This window comes from Hoylesella pleuritidis (genome assembly GCF_963541955.1).
Lineage (GTDB): Bacteria > Bacteroidota > Bacteroidia > Bacteroidales > Bacteroidaceae > Prevotella > Prevotella pleuritidis.
This window is the reverse complement of record NZ_CAUTUT010000002.1, coordinates 45,958-68,730: the sequence shown is the minus strand read 5'-3', so window position 1 is coordinate 68,730 and position 22,773 is coordinate 45,958. Positions and strand designations below refer to the sequence as shown.

Annotated in this window: 16 protein-coding genes, 1 tRNA gene and 1 pseudogene; 6 read left to right on the top strand and 12 right to left on the bottom strand. The window is 46.9% G+C overall.

Going from position 1 to position 22,773, the window contains the following annotated elements; genetic code table 11:
* Window positions 1–101: 101 nt before the first annotated feature.
* The 3 genes from RWY97_RS01035 to sucC form a co-directional block, all read right to left on the bottom strand.
* Window positions 102–1,052, bottom strand: a complete 951-nt coding sequence (locus tag RWY97_RS01035) for a glycosyltransferase family 2 protein (RefSeq protein ID WP_314739111.1) — start codon at window positions 1,050–1,052, stop codon at window positions 102–104.
* 94 nt (window positions 1,053–1,146) lie between these two features.
* Window positions 1,147–2,016 (bottom strand): succinate--CoA ligase subunit alpha, encoded by an 870-nt coding sequence (sucD, locus tag RWY97_RS01030; protein ID WP_315346704.1) that lies wholly within the window; start codon window positions 2,014–2,016, stop codon window positions 1,147–1,149.
* 41 nt (window positions 2,017–2,057) lie between these two features.
* Complete coding sequence (sucC, locus tag RWY97_RS01025) at window positions 2,058–3,197, bottom strand: ADP-forming succinate--CoA ligase subunit beta (protein ID WP_021584903.1); 1,140 nt, start codon at window positions 3,195–3,197, stop codon at window positions 2,058–2,060.
* Between the two features lie 891 nt (window positions 3,198–4,088).
* Between sucC and RWY97_RS01020 the strand changes: the two are divergent.
* Together RWY97_RS01020 and RWY97_RS01015 are read left to right on the top strand one after the other, a co-directional pair.
* A pseudogene (locus RWY97_RS01020) lies at window positions 4,089–4,309 on the top strand (sodium-dependent transporter); the annotation flags it as partial.
* A 47-nt stretch (window positions 4,310–4,356) separates the two neighbouring features.
* Window positions 4,357–5,262, top strand: a complete 906-nt coding sequence (locus RWY97_RS01015) for a ComEA family DNA-binding protein (RefSeq protein WP_315565018.1) — start codon at window positions 4,357–4,359, stop codon at window positions 5,260–5,262.
* A 276-nt stretch (window positions 5,263–5,538) separates the two neighbouring features.
* On the opposite strand, the gene RWY97_RS01010 is transcribed toward RWY97_RS01015, so the two are convergent.
* From RWY97_RS01010 to RWY97_RS00990, 5 genes are all read right to left on the bottom strand, one after another.
* Window positions 5,539–6,159, bottom strand: a complete 621-nt coding sequence (locus RWY97_RS01010; protein ID WP_314078322.1) for a DUF3109 family protein — start codon at window positions 6,157–6,159, stop codon at window positions 5,539–5,541.
* A 3-nt stretch (window positions 6,160–6,162) separates the two neighbouring features.
* On the bottom strand, window positions 6,163–6,828 hold the full coding sequence (ung, locus tag RWY97_RS01005) for a uracil-DNA glycosylase (RefSeq protein ID WP_315565017.1): 666 nt from the start codon (window positions 6,826–6,828) through the stop codon (window positions 6,163–6,165).
* A gap of 197 nt (window positions 6,829–7,025) precedes the next feature.
* A complete protein-coding gene (gene gyrB, locus RWY97_RS01000; protein WP_315565016.1) occupies window positions 7,026–8,999 on the bottom strand; it encodes a DNA topoisomerase (ATP-hydrolyzing) subunit B in 1,974 nt (657 codons plus the stop codon).
* 191 nt (window positions 9,000–9,190) lie between these two features.
* Entirely contained in the window at window positions 9,191–9,445 is a 255-nt protein-coding gene (gene rpsT / locus RWY97_RS00995) for a 30S ribosomal protein S20 (protein ID WP_021584922.1), read from the bottom strand.
* A gap of 26 nt (window positions 9,446–9,471) precedes the next feature.
* Window positions 9,472–9,543, bottom strand: a tRNA-Glu gene (locus RWY97_RS00990).
* A gap of 343 nt (window positions 9,544–9,886) precedes the next feature.
* Here RWY97_RS00990 and recO point away from each other — a divergent pair.
* A complete protein-coding gene (gene recO / locus RWY97_RS00985) occupies window positions 9,887–10,612 on the top strand; it encodes a DNA repair protein RecO (protein ID WP_315565015.1) in 726 nt (241 codons plus the stop codon).
* Window positions 10,613–10,818: 206 nt separating this feature from the next.
* Here recO and gpmI read toward each other — a convergent pair whose 3' ends face one another.
* On the bottom strand, window positions 10,819–12,339 hold the full coding sequence (gpmI, locus tag RWY97_RS00980; protein ID WP_315565014.1) for a 2,3-bisphosphoglycerate-independent phosphoglycerate mutase: 1,521 nt from the start codon (window positions 12,337–12,339) through the stop codon (window positions 10,819–10,821).
* 213 nt (window positions 12,340–12,552) lie between these two features.
* On the bottom strand, window positions 12,553–15,792 hold the full coding sequence (locus tag RWY97_RS00975; RefSeq protein WP_315565013.1) for a S41 family peptidase: 3,240 nt from the start codon (window positions 15,790–15,792) through the stop codon (window positions 12,553–12,555).
* Between the two features lie 580 nt (window positions 15,793–16,372).
* Between RWY97_RS00975 and RWY97_RS00970 the strand changes: the two genes are divergently transcribed.
* The 3 genes from RWY97_RS00970 to rnr all read left to right on the top strand — a co-directional run bounded on the left by RWY97_RS00970 (window position 16,373) and on the right by rnr (window position 20,007).
* On the top strand, window positions 16,373–16,720 hold the full coding sequence (locus RWY97_RS00970) for a DUF1893 domain-containing protein (RefSeq protein ID WP_024991393.1): 348 nt from the start codon (window positions 16,373–16,375) through the stop codon (window positions 16,718–16,720).
* Between the two features lie 149 nt (window positions 16,721–16,869).
* Window positions 16,870–17,607, top strand: coding sequence for a NigD1/NigD2 family lipoprotein (locus RWY97_RS00965; RefSeq protein ID WP_273177775.1), 738 nt, complete (start codon window positions 16,870–16,872; stop codon window positions 17,605–17,607).
* 204 nt (window positions 17,608–17,811) lie between these two features.
* Window positions 17,812–20,007 (top strand): ribonuclease R, encoded by a 2,196-nt coding sequence (gene rnr / locus RWY97_RS00960; RefSeq protein ID WP_314738909.1) that lies wholly within the window; start codon window positions 17,812–17,814, stop codon window positions 20,005–20,007.
* Between the two features lie 138 nt (window positions 20,008–20,145).
* On the opposite strand, the gene RWY97_RS00955 is transcribed toward rnr, so the two are convergent.
* Together RWY97_RS00955 and RWY97_RS00950 are read right to left on the bottom strand one after the other, a co-directional pair.
* Window positions 20,146–20,610, bottom strand: a complete 465-nt coding sequence (locus RWY97_RS00955) for a MaoC family dehydratase (protein ID WP_021584918.1) — start codon at window positions 20,608–20,610, stop codon at window positions 20,146–20,148.
* 243 nt (window positions 20,611–20,853) lie between these two features.
* Window positions 20,854–22,767: a SusD/RagB family nutrient-binding outer membrane lipoprotein gene (locus RWY97_RS00950; RefSeq protein WP_021584865.1), complete on the bottom strand. Its 1,914-nt coding sequence runs from the start codon at window positions 22,765–22,767 to the stop codon at window positions 20,854–20,856.
* Between the last annotated feature and the right edge of the window lie 6 nt (window positions 22,768–22,773).

Below are 22,773 nucleotides of genomic sequence, written 5' to 3'. Positions count from 1 at the left end.
AATCATTGAGTACTCTTTATTTCGTTGATAATCAATAAGATATAAATGATTTCCTGTCGAATTTCCTTTTTCTTTTTATCTAAGGCTCAATCTCTCAATTCTTAGTGATTAATTTCTATTCCGTTCCGTCTTTCCATCACGAAGTATCGTGGTCTGCGTTTCACTTCGGTGTATATTTTTCCGACGTAAACACCGGTGATTCCGACGCCGGTCGTTACTACGCCGCCGATAAACCAAAGTGAAGTGAGGGTAGAAGTCCAGCCTTGTATCGTATTGCCTTGGGCGTATTCGATCAACGCAAAACCAATCATCACAACCGAAACCAATGTCATCAGCAGCCCGATGACGGTAATCCATTTGAGCGGAGCTGTCGAAAACGATGTTATTCCGTCGACAGAGAAGCTGAGCATCTTATGCAACGGATACTTGGATTGCCCTGCCGTGCGCGCAGTCCGATTGTAAAACACGAAACCTTCATTGAATCCTAACTGACGAACTAAGCCTCGGAGAAAGAGATTCCGTTCTGGAAACGCCAGCAGTGCACGTACAGTCCGTGCGGTCATCATTCGGTAATCGGCGTGGTTATAAATCATTTCCTGATCCACGGAACGCATTAGTCGATAAAAAGTTTGTGCCGTAAAGCGTTTGAAGAACGCATCTGTTTTGCGCTCTTTACGCACGCCATAGACGATGTCGCAGCCCTGCTTGACTTGCTTAACCATATCGATAATGGCGTTCTCATCATCTTGCAGGTCGGCATCTATCGATACAGCAGCATCGCATTGGTCGACAGTCTGCTCCAATCCGGCCCACAATGCGCGCTGATGTCCTACATTATGAGACAGTCGGATACCTGAAATGTTAGCGAATTTCTCGGTGAGTTGACAAATCAAAGGCCACGTCTTGTCACTGCTTCCATCGTCGACAAGCATTAAACGAGCCTCTGTTGCCGTCTCGTCTCGCAGCCTATCGACCACTGTCTGCAACTTATCCACTGCCCAACAGAGCACTTCCTCTTCGTTGTAACACGGAATAACAATATAAATTTTCATCATTTTTAGCGTATGGGGGGTGGTTAAAAAGCCTCTATCCGAGATGTTCGGCATCCCGAATAGAGGCTTTTCGTATCATTTCAAACTGTCAGCCTTATTTCATTTTAGCTTTTAATAGGGTGGGAATTTCGCTCGTTTCGCGTGCAACCGGTACGCCGGCAGCTTCAAAAGCAGCCACTTTCTCGGCCGCAGTACCCGATCCGCTGGAGATGATTGCACCCGCGTGACCCATCTGTTTGCCTTTGGGTGCCTCGCGACCGGAAATGAATGCCACTACGGGTTTGGTCACACAGCGTTTGATATAATCAGCAGCGCGCTCCTCGGCATCGCCTCCTATCTCGCCGATTAGTGCGATACTGTCGGTCTCCGGGTCGTTTTGGAACAGTTCGAGAAGGTCTTGGAAGTAGAGGCCTACGATGGGATCGCCGCCTACTCCCACAGCAGTTGACTGTCCAAAACCGTTTGCCGTAAGGTTGGCTACGACCTCGTAAGTCAGCGTTCCGCTGCGACTGATTACGCCGGTGTGTCCTTTCTTGAAGATGTTTGTTGGCATAATGCCCACCATACTCTCATCAGGTGAGATGAGTCCGGGGCAGTTCGGACCGATGAGATTGGCCCCTTTGTCACGGATATAGCGGTAAGCCTCTACCACATCGAGCGTCGGAACGCCCTCGGTGATACAGATAATGAGCTTAATGCCGCCGTCGGCAGCCTCGAGCATCGCATCTTTTGCAAACGCAGCCGGTACGAAGATTACAGACGTGTTGGCGTTAGTAGCCTTCACAGCATCCTTAACCGTGTTGAAAACAGGTATCCCTGCAACCTCTTGTCCGGCCTTCCCGGGCGACGTTCCGCCTACAACGTTGGTGCCATACTCTTTCATTTTCGTTGCGTGGAATGCGCCGTCACGACCCGTTATGCCTTGAACGATCAGTCGTGTATCTTTATTTATCAATATACTCATTTTGTTTTCGGTTTTTAAGTTACGACTATTCGGTTATCGGTTCAACATTTGGCAGCCAGTTCTACAGCCATCTTTCCGGCCTCGCCCATCGTGTGCGCCACGTTGAATTTGGTGCCTTTGAGTAGCTCTCGGCCCTCTTTCTCGTTGGTTCCGGTTAGTCTTATCACGATCGGCATCGTGGTATCGATGAGCTTGAACGCCTCGATCAGCCCCTTAGCCACATCATCGCAGCGGGTGATTCCACCGAAGATGTTGATCAAAACTACCTTTACGTGCTTATCAGAGAGCAACAGTTTCATTGCTTCTACAATCTTCGTGGGGTTGGAACTACCGCCAATATCGAGGAAGTTAGCCGGATTTCCGCCGTAAAGTTTAATCATATCCATCGTGGCCATTGCTAAACCGGCCCCGTTGACCATACAACCGATTTCGCCACCGAGGTTTACATAGCTGAAACCTTTATCCTTAGCGTCTTGTTCTTTACGCTCTTCGGGCGTGGGTTCAAACAATTCGAACACGTCGGGATGGCGGAAGAGGGCATTGTTATCGAATGTCATCTTGGCATCGATGGCTTTCAGTTTGCCGTCGCCTGTCAGTACAAGCGGGTTGATTTCGGCCAGAGACGCATCCTTTTCTTTGAACAGTCGATAAAGATTTTGCAGCAAAGGAACGGCTTGTTTTACCTGAGCCATATCGTCGAAAAGCGTGAATGCGGCCTCGCGAGCTTTGTAATCGGGCAGCCCTAACAGCGGGTCGATGGGTATTTTGATGATTTTCTCGGGCGTATCCTTAGCTACCGCCTCGATGTCCATACCTCCTTCGCGGCTGAGCATCAGTATGGCCGACTTCGATTTACGGTCGATGACGATGCTTACATAATACTCCGATGCGATATCAACAGCCTCGCCGACGAGCACTCTGTCAACAGTGAAACCCTTGATATCCATCCCCAGAATCTGTGTTGCATACTGTTTGATTTCGGCTTCATTCTTACCCAGCTTCACGCCGCCGGCTTTTCCTCGGCCGCCTGTGTGTACTTGGGCTTTTACGACAGCGCGTTCTACCCTCAGTTTTCTGTAAGCTTCGACAGCCTCTTCTGCCGTGTGGCACACCAAACTGTTGTCCACCGGCAAGCCATATTTGGCAAAAAAGGCCTTTGCCTGATACTCATAGACTTTCATAGTAAATCAAATTAGTTTAAAATTTAAATGTTTAAATCAGTGCTGCAAATATAGATAATTTTTCCAATAGGGGCAAATCGTATGACATTTTTTCTATGGCCGGGCATAAAAAAATGTTATTTCATCACCGAAGAGAATTTAGACAAAAGGAGTCTTGTTTTCAAATCAAGAAATAAAAGGACGAAAACAAAGAACGGATGAAACAGAATGAATTGCACATAAGATTCTTTTTTCTAAGGGAAGGGTATAGAGTGAGATCTTTATTTGTATCTAACTGATATTCAAATAGATATAAGTAAACTTATAGCCAACCGTTAAACGTCGTGCGATTAACAGTTATTTGTCTTATGAAAAGCATCTAAATGCACTGTATTTAACCGTTACTTGCATTGCGTTTAACCGTTAATCAGAATGTACTTCGTATGTGTTTGATAATCAGAAAGATATAAATCTGTGACCTTTCTTTGTTCAAGCCTGTGACATTGAGTGAGAATCTGCATTCTGAAACAGGCCGACAAGCAGTGTTAGAAAGCCGAATTTGCATCGAAAATCGTTGATATTCGGCCTCGTATCAAACGCATTTCGGGAAACGGGAGAATGTTGAAAAAGCATCTTCGAATATTTACTTTTCCGGTCTCTGTTCGTTATCTTTATTGCATTAGAATGCAAAGTGATGAGAAACAGGCTCTTTTCGGTCTTACTGATAGGAGCTGTCACCATAAAAATTAGCCGCCTTTATCGATACATTTACATCAAAAACGGAATTTATTTTATAATTTTGCAGCATCGGATCAGTATTGAAATATGGCCCAAAAAGAAAGAGTTCATTTCGGAAGTAAGCTCGGAATCATTCTCGACAGTGGTCTGTTGCTCATCTTCATCACGACTCCTGACGTCTTCGATTTCGTTACCGGGCAAATCTTTTTACCCATCGAAGGCATTCTCACCTGCCTGTTCTTAGGGCGATATATACCTAAACAGGTGATGAAAGACGAGTTTACGAACTGGGGAACGGCTGGTTTGAGCCTCTTCGGAGCCTTTTTCCACTCATTTGTTACGTCTGTCCGCTTTGTATCTTGGTCTTTTTCTTACACCAATTCGATGTCATTTAGCGCGAAAAAAGAACCATTCTATCGTATTATTTATCAATACAAGACCTATGCTTTTTAAAGAATTCTTCTATCTCCCCAAGTCGGATCGCTCGGTACTTATCGTCGTTCTCATCGCGATTGTAGGAATTATATTGCTGATTTTCGGTATTCGAGGCAACGAATGTAATGCCATCGCAGATGTAAAAGATAGCCTCGGTATGCAGAAAAGAGCCATTTCATCGAGAAATTTCTATCCGAACGACTACCGATATGCACAGGCCGGTGAACTGAAAACAGAACGTTTTGCTTTCGATCCCAATACGGCCGACAGCACGCAATTGCTTCGTCTCGGACTCAAACCGTGGCAAGTACGTGCCATTTACAAGTATCGCGCACACGGAGGTATATTTCGTCGCCCAGCAGATTTTGCCCGGTTGTACGGACTTACGCGCGGACAATATCGTTCATTAGCTCCTTATATCCGTATCGGTGACGATTACCGACCGGCCGCCGAACTGTTCAGAGAGATGAAAAATGCCCATTTCATCGAGTACGATACGCTCAAACACCCCCTTAAACTACGTCCGACCGACCGCCTTGCTGTCAATATTGCCGATACGTCTCAATTGAAAAAGGTGCCCGGAATAGGCAGTTACTTTGCCCGACAAATCGTGAATTATCGCACGCGTTTGGGCGGATTCCACTCGCTGAGACAATTGACTGAAATCGAAGATTTCCCCGAAGAGGCGCTGAAATATCTCATTATTCCCGACGAAAACCTGCAAAAACTCAATCTAAATCGCCTTACGCTTAATCAATTGAAGCGTCATCCGTACATCAATTTTTATCAAGCACGTGCCATTATCGATTATCGTCGCCTGAAAGGTCAACTCCATTCTCTGTCTGATCTACGTCTGTCGCCCGACTTTACAGCGGCAGATTTCAAACGGTTGGAGCCTTATGTTGAGTTTTGAAAACGATGAAAGGGAGATAGAGCTGATCCTAAATAATCTTAGTCTCATCCCGATCCCTCTCCCAAGGGAGATGAGCCGGTTATGTCGTTTGTATTTAGTTGATTGTCAGTTGTTTATGAGATGTATTACGATTGATGGTTAAACGCAGCGCAATGAATGGTTAAACACCGTGCGAAAAGCCGTTAAACGTCGCGCGTTTAACGGCTTATTGTAACGTAATAGACCGTAATTTGATTTTAAAGTTGTATCTTTTTGATAATCAAATCATTACTACCGCTATTCCTCTCGATTATCAACTGCTCCGTTATCCACGCGCAATTCTCTTGCCACTTCGCACAATTCGTGATACCATTCTTTACCGAATCGACGGATGAGTGGGGCTTTCAGAAACTTGTATAACGGTAAATCCAACTTCCTTCCCTTTTTAACGGCATCCTTACAAACACTCCAACGGTGATAGTTGAGCCCCACCAAGCCTTCACCGAACCGTTTTTCACGAATGGGATAGAGGGCACACGAGATGGGTTTGCAAAACTTCGTCTCTCCTCTTCGATATTTTTTTTCTAACGCGCAGAGGCAGATGCCGTTCTCATAACACGTGAACACGCAGTCTTTTCCGCCCACAATACTCGTTACCAAGTCGCCTTCGCGATCGGTATACGCTACTCCTTGCTTGTCTAAAACGGCTTGAGCCGAGGCCGAAAGATTGTTCCAGACGGCATCGAGTGCATCCTCTATACCGCTGATTTCGTCCGTAGTGACGGGCGCTCCGGCATCTCCTTCTATGCAGCAGATGCCCTTACAGGCGTCCGGATCGCAACAAAAACGCTCTGTCAGGATATCGGACGAAAGGAGTACGTTGCCTACTTGAATGATCGGCATTATCTCCCTGTTCATCGTTTACCACAGAATGGGCTTCTCACCGTGCTGCTCCAAGTAAGCATTGCACCGTGAGAAGTGGTGATTTCCGAACCATCCGCCACGACTGGCAGACAACGGTGAGGGGTGAACCGACTGTAAAACTAAGTGTCGGGAGCTGTCGATGAGCGAGACTTTCGACCGTGCATAGCTACCCCAAAGAATGAAAACCAAGTGTTCGCGATCAGCATTCAGGGCCCGAATGGCGGCATCTGTAAACTCTTCCCACCCTTTCCGCTGGTGGCTTCCGGCCTGATGCGCCCGTACGGTGAGCGTTGCATTGAGTAGCAAAACGCCCTGTTCGGCCCATCGAGTAAGGTCGCCTGAGACGGGCATAGGCGTTCCTAAGTCCATTTCTATCTCTTTAAAGATGTTCACTAAGGATGGAGGGAAGGGCACACCGGCATTGACTGAGAAGCTGAGTCCGTGTGCTTGGCCCGGCTCGTGGTAAGGATCTTGCCCTATAATCACTGTTTTCACCTGGTCGAAAGGGCACAGATTGAAAGCGTTGAAAATCTTATTTCCAGGCGGAAAGCAGGTATAATGGGTATATTCCTGACGTACAAACGCAGTCAGATTTACGAAATATTGCTTGTCAAACTCGGCTCCGATGTGTTGTCGCCAAGATTCTTCGATCTTTACATTCATCGTTTTGGGGGTTGTGAATGCAAAGATAAGGAAAAACAAAATGACTGCAAAACAAATCGGACAGACATTTAATGAAGCTGCATTCAGAAATGTTTCTGCCGCACTTCTTCGTATTTCCGTATCTCCGCTTCAAATATTTCGGGTATTAAAACAATTGCGGACAGACTTCGATTAGCCTGTCCGCAAGGGATTATTTATTATGCATCGATGTTCGCATAGGTTGCGTTTGCCTCGATAAACTCACGTCGCGGCTCTACGTCATCGCCCATTAGCATCGAGAAAATCTCATCAGCTTCAGCGGCATTCTCTATATTTACTTGTTTCAATAATCGTGTTTTAGGATCCATTGTGGTCTCCCACAGCTGCTCGGGGTTCATCTCTCCGAGTCCTTTATAGCGCTGGGTGTGGATGTTCTTACCGTCTTCTACGCCCTCGCCGTACTTATCTAAGAACGCCTGTCGCTGCTGATCAGTGTAGCAGTATTCTTTAACCTTATTGCGATAGGTGCAGAGATAGAGCGGCGGAGTAGCTATATAAAGGTGTCCGTCTTGAATAACCTTGGGCATAAAACGATAAAACAGCGTCATAATCAGCGTGTCGATGTGCGACCCATCGACGTCGGCATCGGTCATAATAATAATCTTATCGTATCTTAGTTTATCGATATTGGCCTCGCGGTCGCCCTCACCGTCGACTCCGAAACGTACACCTATGCTTTGAATGATATTCATTACCGACTCCGCTTCAAACACTTTGTGCCACTGAACCTTCTCAACGTTGAGGATTTTACCCTTTAATGGCAGGATGGCTTGTGTATAACGGTCTCGTCCTTGCTTAGCGGATCCACCCGCAGAGTCACCCTCTACGAGGAAGATTTCACACGCTTTGGGGTCTTTGTTGGAGCAATCGGCCAGCTTACCGGGCAATCCTCCGCCCGACATCGGGTTCTTTCGTTGTACGCTTTCGCGTGCCTTGCGAGCCGCGATACGTGCAGTGGCTGCGAGAATTACCTTGTCGCAGATCTGTTTTGCTTCTTTCGGATGCTCCTCCAAATAATAAGTAAGCGCCTCACCGACGGCTTGTTGCACGGCGCCTGCCACTTCGCTGTTGCCCAACTTGGTCTTGGTTTGTCCCTCGAACTGCGGTTCTGCCACCTTAATTGATATCACAGCAGTGAGTCCTTCACGGAAATCCTCGCCCGCAATCTCTATCTTTGCCTTCTCGATTTGTTTCGAAATAATCGGATCTGCATCTGCATATGCTTTCAAAGTACGTGTCAATGCGATGCGGAAACCTGTGAGATGTGTACCGCCTTCAATCGTATTGATGTTGTTGACATATGAATGGATATTCTCGGAATAGTCTGTATTGTACATAATGGCAACCTCAATGGGGATGCTTTGCTTTTCAGTCTTCAAGTAAATGACATCATCGAAGAGGTGCGTACGGTGCCGATCGACATAGCGAACGAACTCTTTCAGACCATCCTTGGCGTGAAAAACCTCGGTCTTTGTCTTGCCTTCATCGTCCGGACGCAGGTCTTTCAGCGTGATTCTGATACCTGCATTGAGGTAAGCAAGTTCTCGCATACGGCTCGCAATGATGTCCCATTTATAGACAGTCGTGATAAATATCAACGGATCCGGCCAAAACTGCTGGCGTGTTCCGCGCAGAGTCGTCTCGCCGATAACTTTTACCGGGTACAGCGGTCGACCCTGTTCGTATTCCTGTTGATAGATCTTGCCATCGCGGAACACCTGAGACAGCATCCGAGTAGATAATGCATTGACGCAACTGACACCTACTCCGTGGAGTCCTCCACTGACTTTGTAAGACCCTTTATCAAATTTTCCGCCGGCGTGGAGCACTGTCATCACCACTTCCAAGGCCGACTTGTGTAGCTTCTTGTGCTCATCTACGGGTATTCCACGGCCATTGTCTTGCACGGTAATGGAGTTATCCTCATTGATTGTAACCTCAATGTCGGTGCAATAGCCCGCCATTGCCTCGTCGATAGAGTTGTCTACGGTCTCATTGACCAAGTGATGGAGTCCCTTTTCGCTGATATCGCCGATATACATTGCGGGCCTTTTGCGAACCGCTTCAAGTCCTTCGAGTACCTGAATGTTACTGGCCGAGTAATTATTCTCGTTGTTTTGTTTTTCTGCCATTTTCGTTTCAGAACATAATATACCGTGCAAAGATATGAAAAAAACGCCGAATACGAAAATCTTCGGCTACTAAAAATGTGTAAAACTACCGTCCTTCGGCCAGTCGTTCGATACGATAAGGGGGATAAACAAACAAAGGCCGCATCCCCGAAAGGATGTGACCCCAGATGTCTTAGCCGAAAACGCCGCCCTTAACTCAGCTTACTGATGTGCAGGCAGAGACTTGATTTCAAGTTGGCAGCTTTGTTTTTGTGAATGATATTGGTCTTAGCGAGCTTGTCCAACATCTTCTGTACCGTCGGATACAGCTTCACTGCTTCCTCTTTGTCGGTAATAGCGCGGAGTTTGCGAACGGCATTACGCATCGTCTTTGCATAATATTTATTGTGCAACGTCCTCGTTTTCGTCTGACGAATTCTTTTGAGTGATGATTTGTGATTTGCCATCTTCGTTTTCTGTTTTTATTCAATAGTAGTCCCTAGGAGAGTCGAACTCCTCTTTAGAGAATGAAAATCTCTCGTCCTAACCGATAGACGAAGGGACCGAAACCTACTTGTTTTGCGGGTGCAAAGGTACAAGTTTTTGTTTAACCGACCAAATTTTCTGATATATTTTTTCGTTAATCTGCTGATTTTTCGTATTTTTGTGGAAAATAAAACAATGCTCGACAGTCGGCACTTAATATCCGAATGCCGCGCCGAAAGAAGACGGTTATCCGGCGGCCGACAAGCAGTGCGTTTGAGCGTATGATTCGTTTGCAAAATGATTAACCGTTGAATGCACTGCGAAAGACCGTTAAACGCGCGTCGTTTAACGGTTAATTGCTCGCCGTTTAACGGCTTTTCGTAAGTCTGTTCGTAACTAATTGAATATCAACATATAGCGAAATGCAAATCAAGACACGTGCCATCGTTCTCAACTCCGTTAAATTCGGCGAGTCGCAACGTATTGTCGACTTCCTAACCGAGCAGTCGGGGCGGCTGTCTTTCATCTGTCGGCAACCAAAGTCGGCCCGTTCGCGGGTACGAAAGTCGTTTTTTCAGCCGATGACCGTTGTGGAAATCACGTTCGATTATCGGCAACGTGTGCGCTTGCAGCACATTAAAGAGGAGACCATTGCGTTGCCTTTCGCCTCCATTCCATTTGAACCTTACAAGCTGTCGATATCGCTTTTCCTGGCCGAATTTCTTTATTACGCCACCCGAAGCGAGCAAGCTGATTTGCCTTTGTTCAGCTATGTAGTGAACAGTCTGGCCTGGTTAGACGGTGCACACAAGTCTTTTTCCAACTTCCATTTGGTCTTTATGATGCGGCTCTCACGTTTCTTGGGCTTCTATCCCAATCTTGACGGTTATCAGGAAGGCGATTTTTTCGATCTACGTAACAGCATTTTTACGCCTGAACCGCCGTTGCACGCTGACTTTCTGTGCCCTGATGAGGCTGCCAAAATCAGCCTGTTGATGCGGATGAACTATGAAACGATGCACCTTTTTGCGATGTCCCGTGCCGAGCGCAACCGCTGTATAGAGCTCATCACGGCCTATTATCGCCTGCATCTGCCTAATTTTCCTGAGCTCAAGTCGCTCTCCGTAGTGCGAGAATTGTTCTCATAATAGTAGTAAGTAATGACTAAACGGCGTGCGATCAATTGTTAGTTGCAGTACGAATAATAGTTAAGTGAGAAAAGATTTGTATGTTGTTGATTTACAAAAATATACAAATCTTTTCTCACTTATGCTCTTTTGGTTTTCTGTCTAAAATAAAACCAACCTTCGTTCACAGCTCTCCGATCCCCTAACTTAGGGAGCTTGGAAAACTTTTAATTATCTGAAATCAGATTCTCTCCGTTCATATCGGCAGGCTGTTCGAGCCCCATTATGTGGAGAAGAGAGGGTGCTACGTCGGCCAAACGACCGTTGCGAATCGTCGCACTGTTATTATTTGTCACATAAATAATAGGTACCGGATTCAGCGAATGTGCCGTATTGGGCGTTCCATCTTCGTTGATTGTGTTGTCGGCGTTGCCGTGATCGGCAATGATCAGTGCCTCGTAGTCGTTAGCTTGGGCAGCTTCGATGACCTCGCGCACGCAATTGTCTACGGCATAAACGGCTTTGGCGATGGCGTTATACACGCCTGTGTGTCCTACCATATCGCCATTGGCGAAGTTGACAACGATGAAATCATATTCCTGTGTATTGATGGCGCCCACCAATTTGTCTTTCACTTCGTAGGCACTCATCTCCGGTTGGAGGTCGTAAGTGGCTACTTTGGGCGAGGGAACAAGTATTCGGTCTTCTCCTTCAAACGGAGTCTCACGTCCACCATTAAAGAAGAATGTGACGTGTGCATATTTTTCGGTCTCTGCCGTGTGCAGTTGACGCTTGCCTTGGGTGCTGAGATATTCGCCGAGTGTATTCTGAACGTTCTCCTTGGGGAACAAAACTCCCACGCCTTTAAAGGCTGCATCATAAGGCGTCATACAATAGTAGTGCAGGTCTTTGATGGTATTCATCCCCTCATCGGGCATATCTTGTTGGGTGAGTACCTGTGTAAGCTCTTTCGCCCGATCGTTGCGGAAGTTGATAAAGATGACGACATCGCCGGCCTGAATCGTCCCGTCGACCGTCGAATTATAAATGGGTTTGATGAATTCGTCGGTTACTCCCTCGGTATAACTGGCTTCTACGGCCTGCACCATATCGTCGGTCTGTACGCCTTTTCCCCTAACCAAGAGGTCATAAGCCTCTTTAACGCGGTCCCAACGTTTGTCGCGGTCCATTGCATAAAAGCGTCCTATGATGCTTGCAACGGCTGCATCGTTCTTCGCACAACAGTCAGTGAGCTCGCGGATAAAGCCCGCTCCGCTCTTTGGATCGGTGTCGCGGCCATCCATAAAACAGTGAACGAATGTGCGTTTCAATCCGTATTCCTTAGAAATTTCAATGAGTTTGAAGAGATGATCGAGTGAAGAATGCACGCCTCCGTTGCTGGTCAGTCCCATCAGATGTAGTTTTTTGCCTGACTCTCGGGCGTAAGTATAAGCCTCGATGATGCCTTTATTCTGTAAGATAGAACCGTCTTTGCAAGCCCGGTTGATCTTTACCAAATCCTGATAGACCACGCGTCCGGCACCGATATTGAGATGACCGACTTCCGAATTACCCATTTGCCCGTCGGGAAGACCTACGTTTTCGCCCGAGGCTTGCAGTTCAGCGTGAGCTGAAACGGCGTTGAGATAATCCAAATAAGGTGTCGGTGTGTTGTAGATTACATCTCCGATACCGTGTTTTCCGATTCCCCAACCGTCGAGAATCATCAATAAAGCTTTCTTTGCCATAATGTTTTTATTTGTTTAATCATCATAATGTTCCGTGTGCAAAGGTAGCCATTATTTTCCGAAAGACAGATTTCAGGGGAACAAAAAACGAGCGCCGGGTGGATATTCGACAATAGAATATCCACCCGGCGACCATTTTCAAATGCGGGATTGAGACTCCGACAGGCTGTGTCTCGAATCCGTCATTCAGATGGTGTACACTTACTCCTTGTCTTATTTAGACGAAGATAGCGGCGCAAGATTGAAACTTCGGACGGCCTTTTCAATCTGTCGGTCGTTGCCGTTGAGGTAATCCTCGGGCGAGTTATATACTTCGATGTCAGGATTCAGCTGCGTATTTTCTCCCCATCTGCCGTGCATATCTCGGCAACCGACCTGCGGAATGCCAAAGACCATTGTCGGATCGATGAGCGATTCCCACCAAACGGCGGTCATCGTACCTGCTATCGGAGCGCCAATCAGCTTGCCGATGCCCAACTCTTTGTACACGAACGGGAAGCCATGACCGTTGCTGTAATCGTCTTCACATATCAAAACACACGACGGTTTAACCCATTTGTTGAACGGATCGCGTCCGATATACTTGCCGTGTGCAATGAATTTCTGATACTCTTTGCCGCTGAGCAGCGTGCAAAGATCATCGTGCAGCCAGCCGCCTCCATTGTGACGCTCGTCTACAATGACAGCTTCACGATTACGATTCTTATCGCTCAGCAGTTCGTTATACACCGTTCTGAAGCTCTGACTGTTCATTGCCTTCACGTGAACATAGGCAATCCGCCCACCTGAAAGACTGTCTACAAGTTGGCGGTTGTGGTCAACCCACCGTTTGTAAAGCAGTTCTTGTTGTGCATATTTGCTGATAGCGCGTATCGTTACATTGAAACGCTTGTTCGTTTGAGGGTTGAACACGGAGAGACGAACGGGCTTTCCGACCTTGCCGTCAAGCATATAGTTGTAGTCGGAATCGCGAACGATCTTCTGTCCGTCGATTTTTTCGATGATACATCCGGCCTTCACACTCGTGTTTTGGAGTGCAAGCGGACTACGTTTGATGACTTCTGCGATTTTGAGCCCGTCTCCGTTGTAGTCTTGATCATAGAAAACTCCGAGACAAGCCGTAGGTAAATTCGTTCCATAACCAAAGTAACGGGCGCCTGTATGAGATGCATTCAACTCGCCGAGCATCTCGCTCAGCATATCACGAAAGTCAAAATTGTTGTTGATATACGGCAAGAAGCGTTCGTAAGTCTTGCGATAGCCGTCCCAATCGACGCCGTGTAGCTTAGGATCGTAGAACTTATCCTTCACTTGTTGCCATATATGGTCGAACATATAACGGCGTTCCGCATACGGACGATAGTTAAACCGAGCCTCGAAGTCGATGTTTTTAATGGCTTTTGAGCCGATTTCGATCTTCTTAATGCCTCGATAAGCACACAGATAAAGATTCTTAAATCCTTTGTCGGGCTGTAAAGCGCCGCCTCCGACACCTTTCAACACAATCTCGGTTTTATTCTCTTTCAAGTCGTGTTTCCACAAATCATAGTCTCCTTCGAATGCAGCCTGATAATATAAGGTGTCTCCTCCGGGGCTGAGAACGGCATCGCCGAGATGCGAAGAGTTAACAGTGAGCCGCACGATACGGTCTCGACAGTTGGCAAAATCAAACCGGAGCAACTTCGATGTGTCGTCTTTCTTAGCCTTGTCTTTCTTCTTTCCTTTCTTATTCTTCTTCGTCTGGGCAACGGGTTTGTTGTCCTTTGCGATCTGATCGGCTAATTCCCGCTCTTCTTTCGACATCCGGAAGCGGTCGTAAGCATCAAGATCGAAGAACATAATATATACATCTTCCTCGGTACCCCAGCTGCCGTGGCTGCGGTATCCGGCTCTATCGCTGCTGAAAATCATTGCTTTTCCGCCCAATGCCCACTTGCCATTGCCATCGCTGTAACCGCTCTGCGTAAGGTTGTGAATCTCTCCCGTGCCGGCCGCATTGACCAAAGCGATGTCACGGTTATTCCAACCGCCGTTGCCGATATAGGCAGAAAGCAACCATTTACTATCCGGACTCCACTCGAACCAGATGTCGCCGTCGCTGTAAGAATAGATATATTTGCCGTCCATTGCCGTGTGAACAGCCTTTGTTTTGATGTCGATCACGCGGAGATCACCGCGATCTTCAAAGAAGGCTACGCTCTTTCCATCGGGGCTGAATTGCGGCATCTGCGAGGTTTTAGCCGACTTTACCAACTGCTCTTCAATGATGTCGGTGGCGTAAGTAAAGTTTTTCTCATTGCTGTTCTTGGGCTTTGCCATATAGATTTGCCACAAGCCGCTGCGCTCTGAAGCGTAGACAAGACTCTTGCCGTCGGGTGAAAAGTCGATGTTTCGCTCTTGTTCGGGCGTGTCGGTAATCTGTTTCGTCGTCTTATAGTCCACAGATGTTACATAGACATCGCCGTGAAGAACGAATGCTATTTCTTTACCCGTGGGCGAAACTTTAATTTCCGAGGCGCCGTAAGTCCAATTTCGCCGTTGCAGTTCGATATCGCTGCGGTCGGCAACAACACTTACATTCACCCGCTGCGGTTGTCCGCCGTCACGCAAGGTATAGATTTCGCCATCGTAACCGAAGCAGAGTGTTCCGTTGTTCGACACCGTGAGGAAGCGCACCGGATTGCCTTTGAAGTGCGTGAGTTGCGTTGTTTCGGCTCCGTCGGCACTGCGTTTGTAGACATTGAACGTACCGTCGGTCTCGCTGAGATAATAAAAGTGCGTGCCGTCGGGCGCCCAAACTGGATTGCGGTCTTCGCCTTTGAAGGTGGTAAGCCGTGTATATCGGCCGTTCTTCAACAGCCAAATGTCGCGCGTTATCGGCGACTGGTGGTGCTTCCGATACGGATCCTCATAGCCTTTTTGGTCGTGATAGAGAATGTCTCCACGCTGGTTGATGCTGATATTGAGCATTGTCAGACCCGAAAAGAGCCTGGGCCGACCGCCGTTAGTGCCTACTTCATACACCTGCGGGAACGATCCGCCTGCGAAAATGATGGATTTCTGCGTGGGCATACCGTTTGCTGAGAACAGGATATGCGTGTTGTCGCGGAACGTTTGAGGGTATTCGTCGCCGCTGTCGGTAGTCAATCGTTTGGGCGCACCGCCGTTGCGGTTCATCAAATAGATGTCCATACTGCCCTCGCGAGTCGATGCAAAGGCGATGTTTTGCCCGTCGGGGCTCCATACGGGATAAGCATCATAGGCCGCGTTGGACGTCAGTTGGCGGGCATTCCCGCCTCCGACAGGAACGGTGTAGATGTCGCCTTTGTAAGAAAACGCGATGGTTGAGCCATCAGGAGAGATCGCACTGTAACGCATCCACAGCGGATGTGTCTGTGCACTTGCCGACAATGAAAATGTCAAAGCAGCTAAGGTAAGTAGTTGTTTTATCATTTGAGTTATGGGTTAAACTGTTTGCAAATATACGAAATAATTGTCAATACCGGTTGGGTTGGGGGCAGAAAATATACAATTTTTTATTATTTGATAGATAAATGTTATTTTTGTATTGTTTGCAAGACAAATAAATAAGGGGTGAAACAGTGCTTGTCCGTTCTTCAAGTTCATCCATTCAGAAGAGCAAAAGACATCGTTGTCAAGGGCAGGTAGACCTATTCGTCTGCAAGTAAATAATAACCCGCTTTTAATTAATGGTTAATTGTTCTCCGTTTAACAGCTTTTCGCAGTGTGTTTAACCATTAATCGCACGCCGTTTAACGGTCAATTGCAAGGGGAACTATATGTGATTGATTATCAGTGAAGTATGAAGTGGTAGTCGATGCATATTTCGCTCTGTTTTCTCCGACACAATCTAAGCGAATAAGTAAAGAATTAAAACAAAGAGTTCTTGGTCTGCATTTCCCTTTTTTCTGTGTAAAATACTTGGCGCTTTCAAGTATTTTGCCTATCTTTGCGAAGTGACAGACAGTTGGATTCGGCCTGTTACGAACAGCTATTAACGGAGGAACAGACTATGATGGACGAACTGAAAGACAAGCTCCACAGCGAACAGTGCTCGCTGGTAGTACTGCACGAGGGAAATATTCGCACGTTCGACGGGCGCGGGGTGCGCACGCTTTATGATCTGATGACCAACGAACCCGAAGTGTTATTGGATGCTAAGTTGGCTGATAAAGCCGTAGGTCGCACCGCAGCAAGGATGATGGCTGAAGGCGGTGTGTGTGAAGTGTATGCCGATATCATCAGTGAACAGGCCCTTTCTGCACTCGAAGATGCCGGTATCAGAGTGACTTACGGCAACAAAGTAAGTCATCAGGACTTCCTGAATATATGGAAGAAATTAGGCGAAATAACCGATTGATTCCGTCTTTTTCCGTAAGAAAGTACCGAAAATAGGCACTCTTTTTCTGAGTTTTTTATTGCATGTCTACAAAAAAAATGTATTAACGGATGCAATGTTTTCGTAATTTGGAATTTAAGAAGTAGACAGACAATAAAAAAATCAGTGTTATGAGAAAATCATTTTTAGCCCTTTGCGGCATCTGCCTGGCTCTATGTAGCGTGAGTTTAACCTCGTGTCTCAACGAAGACGATAACGACCGTTCTGCCCTTCCTAATGCCATTGTAACGGTGAAACCGGCCACTGCTAAGACGCCTTTTTATCTGCAATTAGACGATTCGACCGTATTGAGACCGGTCAATATGACGAAATCGCCTTACGGTGATAAGGAAGTGAGAGCCTTTGTGAATTTCAGTGTGACTGAAGCAGGACACAACAAGCGTGACTATCCGGTACGGGTGAACTGGATTGACAGTATTCTGACCAAACGAACAGCACCGAACTTAGGTAACAAAAATGCCGAAACCTATGGCAAAGACCCTGTGGAAATCATTAATGATTGGGTAACTATTGCCGAAGACGGATACCTGACGCTGCGCTTCCGCACACGTTGGGGGGGCGTGGTAAAGCACAAAGTGAATCTTGTTGCAGGCTCGAATCCTAAGAACCCGTATGAAGTGGTGTTCTATCACAATGCTAACGGCGATGTACAAAGTTCTGTGGGCGATGCTGTTGTAGCGTTCAGACTCGCCTCATTGCCCGATACCAAGGGCAAGACTGTCAAGCTCAAACTACGGTGGATGTCGTATAGCGGAGAGAAATCTACTACATTCGATTACTGCACTCGTAAATCAAGCAACAACAACAAACGAATTGCAACAGGCTTATTTGTCAAAACCTTAGAATAAACCAATGGCGCGATGTCTGTCGATTGTACGGACATCGCGCTTTATTTTATAACCTGTTCCCTGTCAATTCGCCTTTGCGATAGGGGGAACAGCACCGTTTTTTAATGCAAAATAATTGTAACGAGACGGCGGTTTATCGTTTTTATTTTGTTACTTTGCAGCATCGGAAGCAATAAAATCAACATATTAACATACAATCATACGATGGGAAAAGAGAAAAAAGGCGGCAAACGGATGAATAAACAACAGTTGACCGACCGGTTGATGAGTTTTTTTCAGTCGCAACCTGATAAAACTTTCACATTCAAAGACATATTCCGATCGCTCAAACTCAATACGCATCCGCTCAAAATGCTGGCCATCGATACGATGGAAGAGCTCTCCTGGGACGATGCGCTCACCAAAGTGGGCGACAACGCTTATCGACTCAGCCGTATGCAACAAGTGGCCGAAGGGCGGTTTATGCGTAAAGCCAACGGCAAAAATGTTTTCATACCCGACGAAGGGGGCTCTCCGATGTTCATTTCAGAGCGAAATTCGATGTCGGCATTGAATGGTGACCGCGTGAAAGTATCTGTTATGGCGCGCCGAAGGAATCATATCCGCGAGGGAGAAGTTATTGAAATCCTTCAAAGAGCGAAGGACCGGTTTGTCGGCCGACTGCGAGTGGACAAGAATATAGCCTTTCTCGTAACACAGGAAAACCTCTATGTACACGATATTATCATACCCAAACGCAAATTGAAAGGCGGTAAAAGCGATGACAAAGCCGTGGTAAAGGTGACCCAATGGCCTGATGCCGACCATAAAAATATTATCGGCGAGGTGGTGGATATACTCGGGAAGTCGGGCGATAATGATGTAGAAATGAACACGATATTAGCCCAATACGGTTTGCCCTACTACTATCCAAAAGCTGTGGAAGATGCAGCTGAGAAGATTTCGGGTGTTGTCACGCCGGCGGATTTGGCCCAGCGGGAAGACTTCCGTACTACATTCACCTGCACGATAGACCCCAAAGACGCGAAAGACTTCGATGATGCGCTCTCGATTAAACGGCTAATGGATGGCACGTGGGAGGTTGGCGTGCATATCGCCGACGTTTCTCATTATGTTGCCGAGGGGTCGGTTATAGACAAAGAGGCCGTGAAACGCGCCACATCTATTTATCTCGTAGACCGTACGATACCGATGTTGCCTGAGCGTTTATGCAATTTCATCTGCTCGTTAAGGCCCAATGAGGAGAAACTGGCATATAGTGTGGTTTTCAATCTCGATGAGGATGCCGACGTAAAGAGCTTCCGCATCGTGCATACGGTAATTAAAAGCGATCGCCGTTACGCCTACGAAGAGGTTCAGGAGCTGTTGGAGCGAAACGGAGTAGTTGACGGAACGGGCAAGCCTGCACCTTCGGCGCCCCGCGGAGGATACCAAGGCGAAAACGCAGCAGCGCTCATTCAGCTTGACAAATTGGCTAAAAAACTGCGCGAACGACGGTTTAAAAACGGTGCAGTGAAGTTTGATCGCGAAGAGCTTCACTTCGATGTTGATGACCAAGGGCGCCCTGTTCGCTGTTATTTCAAGCGTTCAAAGGATGCCAATAAGCTTATCGAAGAGTTTATGTTGCTTGCCAATCGCACCGTGGCAGAGAGTATTGGCAAGGCGAAACGCGGTAAAATGGCCAAAACTTTGCCTTACCGCGTGCACGACCAACCTGATCCGCAAAAGTTGGAAACACTTCGCGAGTTTGTCGTTAAGTTCGGTTACAAAATAAAAACGGCTGGAACCAAGGGCGAAACAGCGCGCAGTCTCAACAAACTGATGAGTGAATGCGAGGGCCGAAATGAGCAAAATCTGATTCAGATGGTAGCTCTTCGGGCGATGATGAAAGCTCATTACACTATTCATAACATCGGACACTTCGGCTTGGCATTTGATTATTACACCCATTTTACATCTCCAATTCGTCGTTATCCCGATTTAATGGTGCATCGTTTACTCACGCGTTACGCCGTCGGCGGACGTAGTGCGAATAAGGATCATTATGAAGAGCTGTGTGAACACTGCTCAGATATGGAGCAAGTGGCTCAGAATGCGGAGCGCGATTCTATAAAATACAAGATGGTAGAGTATATGAGCGATAAGCTCGGAGAAGAGTTTGACGCCCATATCAGCGGAATTCAGGCTTTCGGAATCTATTGCGAGATTGATGAAAATCATTGTGAGGGACTGGTTCCGATGCGTGATCTCGATGACGATTACTATGAGTTCGACGAGAAAAACTATTGTCTCGTGGGGCGAAGACATCATCATCGCTATCAGCTTGGCGATGCCGTGCGTATCAAAGTGGCGCAAGCTAACTTAGAAAAGAAGCAGTTGGATTTTGCGTTGGTAGATTAGTGGTGGTGGGTGAGTAGTAAGAAGCTTTGGAGTAAGTAGTAAGGAGAGAATAACCTGTATTTAATTTCTTTTTGAATTACTGATTACTTTCTCCTTACTACTTACTCCAAAGCTTCTTATTACTTTTTACCAAACTCCTTACTCAAAGTAATAGAGGAATGTTGCGATACCTTCGAGCGCCGGTTTTCGTTGCCCTTCGATTTCGATTTTGAATGCAATCTCGGTTTTGCAGATGCCCCGCAGATTGCTGATGGCGTGCAATTTAGTGGCTAAACGTACGCTACTACCTGTGACGACAGCCTGTCCGAAGCGCATCTGATCCATCCCGTAGTTGACCAACATCTTGATATTCCGCACTTCAACGATTTGATCCCACAAGTAAGGTAACAGCGAAAGTGTGAGATACCCGTGTGCAATCGTGCTCTTAAACTGGCTCTCTCGCTGGGCACGTGCAGTGTCTACGTGAATCCATTGATGGTCAAGCGTGGCGTCGGCAAACATATTGATGCGCTCCTGATCAATCTTCAACCATTCCGAAACACCCAAATCCTCGCCCAAGTGGGCCGCAAACTCTTCGTAAGAGTTAATTACTAATCTTTCCATTCTGTCTTATTTTATTGCTATTTGCTGCGAAGTTAGCGAAAAAATAGGAGTTTTGCAAGAACCGGACAGATATTTTCCGTAAAGTAGGAGGCCGCCTTGTGGGCTATGGCAGGTGTTATTTATCTGTTCTTTATACCTTTTCGGCCTTTTGTTTAAGGCATAATTATTCAGTTATCAATAAAAAGGAGAGACAGATCGGTTGTCTGTCTCTCCTTCTGATTGTATCAAACAAGGGCGTGAGGACTAATAGTTAGGTCCCTCGCCGAAGTTAGGTGCACCTTTATCGTACCATACTCGCTCGGTGTTGAGCAGCGAAGGGTTCTGTCCGTCGCTGAATGTGAACCCTTGTTCTTTGGCTGCCGCGATGATGAATGGTTTCATCTTGTCGAAGTCTTTGGGCTCGGTGATGTAGAAACGACGCGGTATATTGGTATTCTCTGTCAGTTTTACCCACGGTATCAGTGTGCTACCCACCTTTGGAACACCCGACCGACGGACGGTGACAAACTGTTCGAGTGGCTGATAATAGAAGTGCAAGAAAAGCTGGATGTAGATCTTTTCGAGGTCGGAAGCTCTGTTGCCGGTCAGCTGATAGTCTGCATTAGCCATCATATTTTCGATTTCCTTGTCACCGTAAGTAACGGGCTTGTCGAATGGGTCGTTGCAATGCTCCTTGTCATAATAGGGTATTTTGTTGAGCATTGCCAGTCGGTTGTATGCCTTTGCAGATGCTTCCACACCTGCTTTGAAGTAAGCGGCAGCCGACTTAGGCAGATTTGCGCCCAGTAATTTGAATTCGGCGAGGTATAAGTTGACCTCAGCCGTGCTCAAAGTCATCTCATAAAGCGGGTTGTCTTCGGTGTCTTGCACTACCTTTCCCTTAGGTGCTGTGGGGAAAGTGAAGTCTACACGGCCACGCACCAGCTCTTCGTTAAAAGTAGAGTAGGGGCGATAGGTTTTGGAAGCATCACCGTCTGTCACTTCCCAACGTGTGGTAATGAAGTAGTTGTTGTCGCCGGTGTAGTTCTTATCATCGCTAAGTTTGAGTCCGATAGGTATGCCATAGTAGCGTACCCAAGGTTCACCGTCGCCTTTCCAATTGACAAAACGTTTGTGGCCCGACGCGTCAGTAGTGTAGTTTACGTTGTCAAGAATATACTTGGGAACGGCACATTTAGTGTTGCCTTTGGCTTGAGCGTCGAAGAAAGCTTGAATAACTTCCGAGCTATAACTATTTTTGGTAAACATCACCAGCATTCGGGGGTCGTGGTTTCGTTTCATAAAGTCGAGTACATTCTTACTCGATGCGCCCAGGCTTACGCTGTTATCGGTTCCGTAGGTGTTGTTACCGCCGTCGCCGCCAGTACCTTTATTATATACATAATCGTCTTCGATAGCGCTCATCACGTTATTGTCATTGGATCCAACTTGCTCAGCCAGTTTGATGGCCAGTGCTTTATTCTGGTGCAACAAGCGTACGGCGAGTTTCAACTTCACACCATTGGCAAACTTAAGCCACTTGGCTGCGTCGCCATTATAGGCCAAATCGTTGTTGCCGAGCGATGCCTGCGATTCTAATTTAGCGCTCAGCACTTTGATGTCGGCATCGATTTCTTCAATCCATTTCGTGAAAAGCTCTTTCTGCGAATCGTATTTCGGCGTGAGAGTACCGCCATAACGGAACTGTACAGCCTCGCTATACGGCATCGAACCATACATATCGCAGTCGTAAAGAGCCATATACACCGAGAGTGCATTGGCCATTGCCTTGATGTCTTGATAACCTTTGGCCTTCTCGGCATCCATTTCAGCGATGGTTTTATTAATCTCGTTCTCATACTTCTTCACTTCAACGAAACGTGAACCAGCGCCACCCAGCGCGCCTATTTGATTAAACAGGTCGCTGAAACTGCCTGCCGGCGTATAGGCTTGGGCGAAGTGAGACGTATAATTGGCATCATAATACCAAAGCAAATAGTCGAACGGCTGATAGGAAATCTGCTCTTGGGTGAAGAGGTATTTGATATCTGCCTTATTGATAGTTGCCGGATTAGTGTTGAGTTTGGCATACTCGTCCGTGCTGCAACTTGCAGTGAACACGAGCGGAGCCGTCAACAGCATAGCCGCAAAGACCTTGATGATATTCTTGTGATTCATAATCGG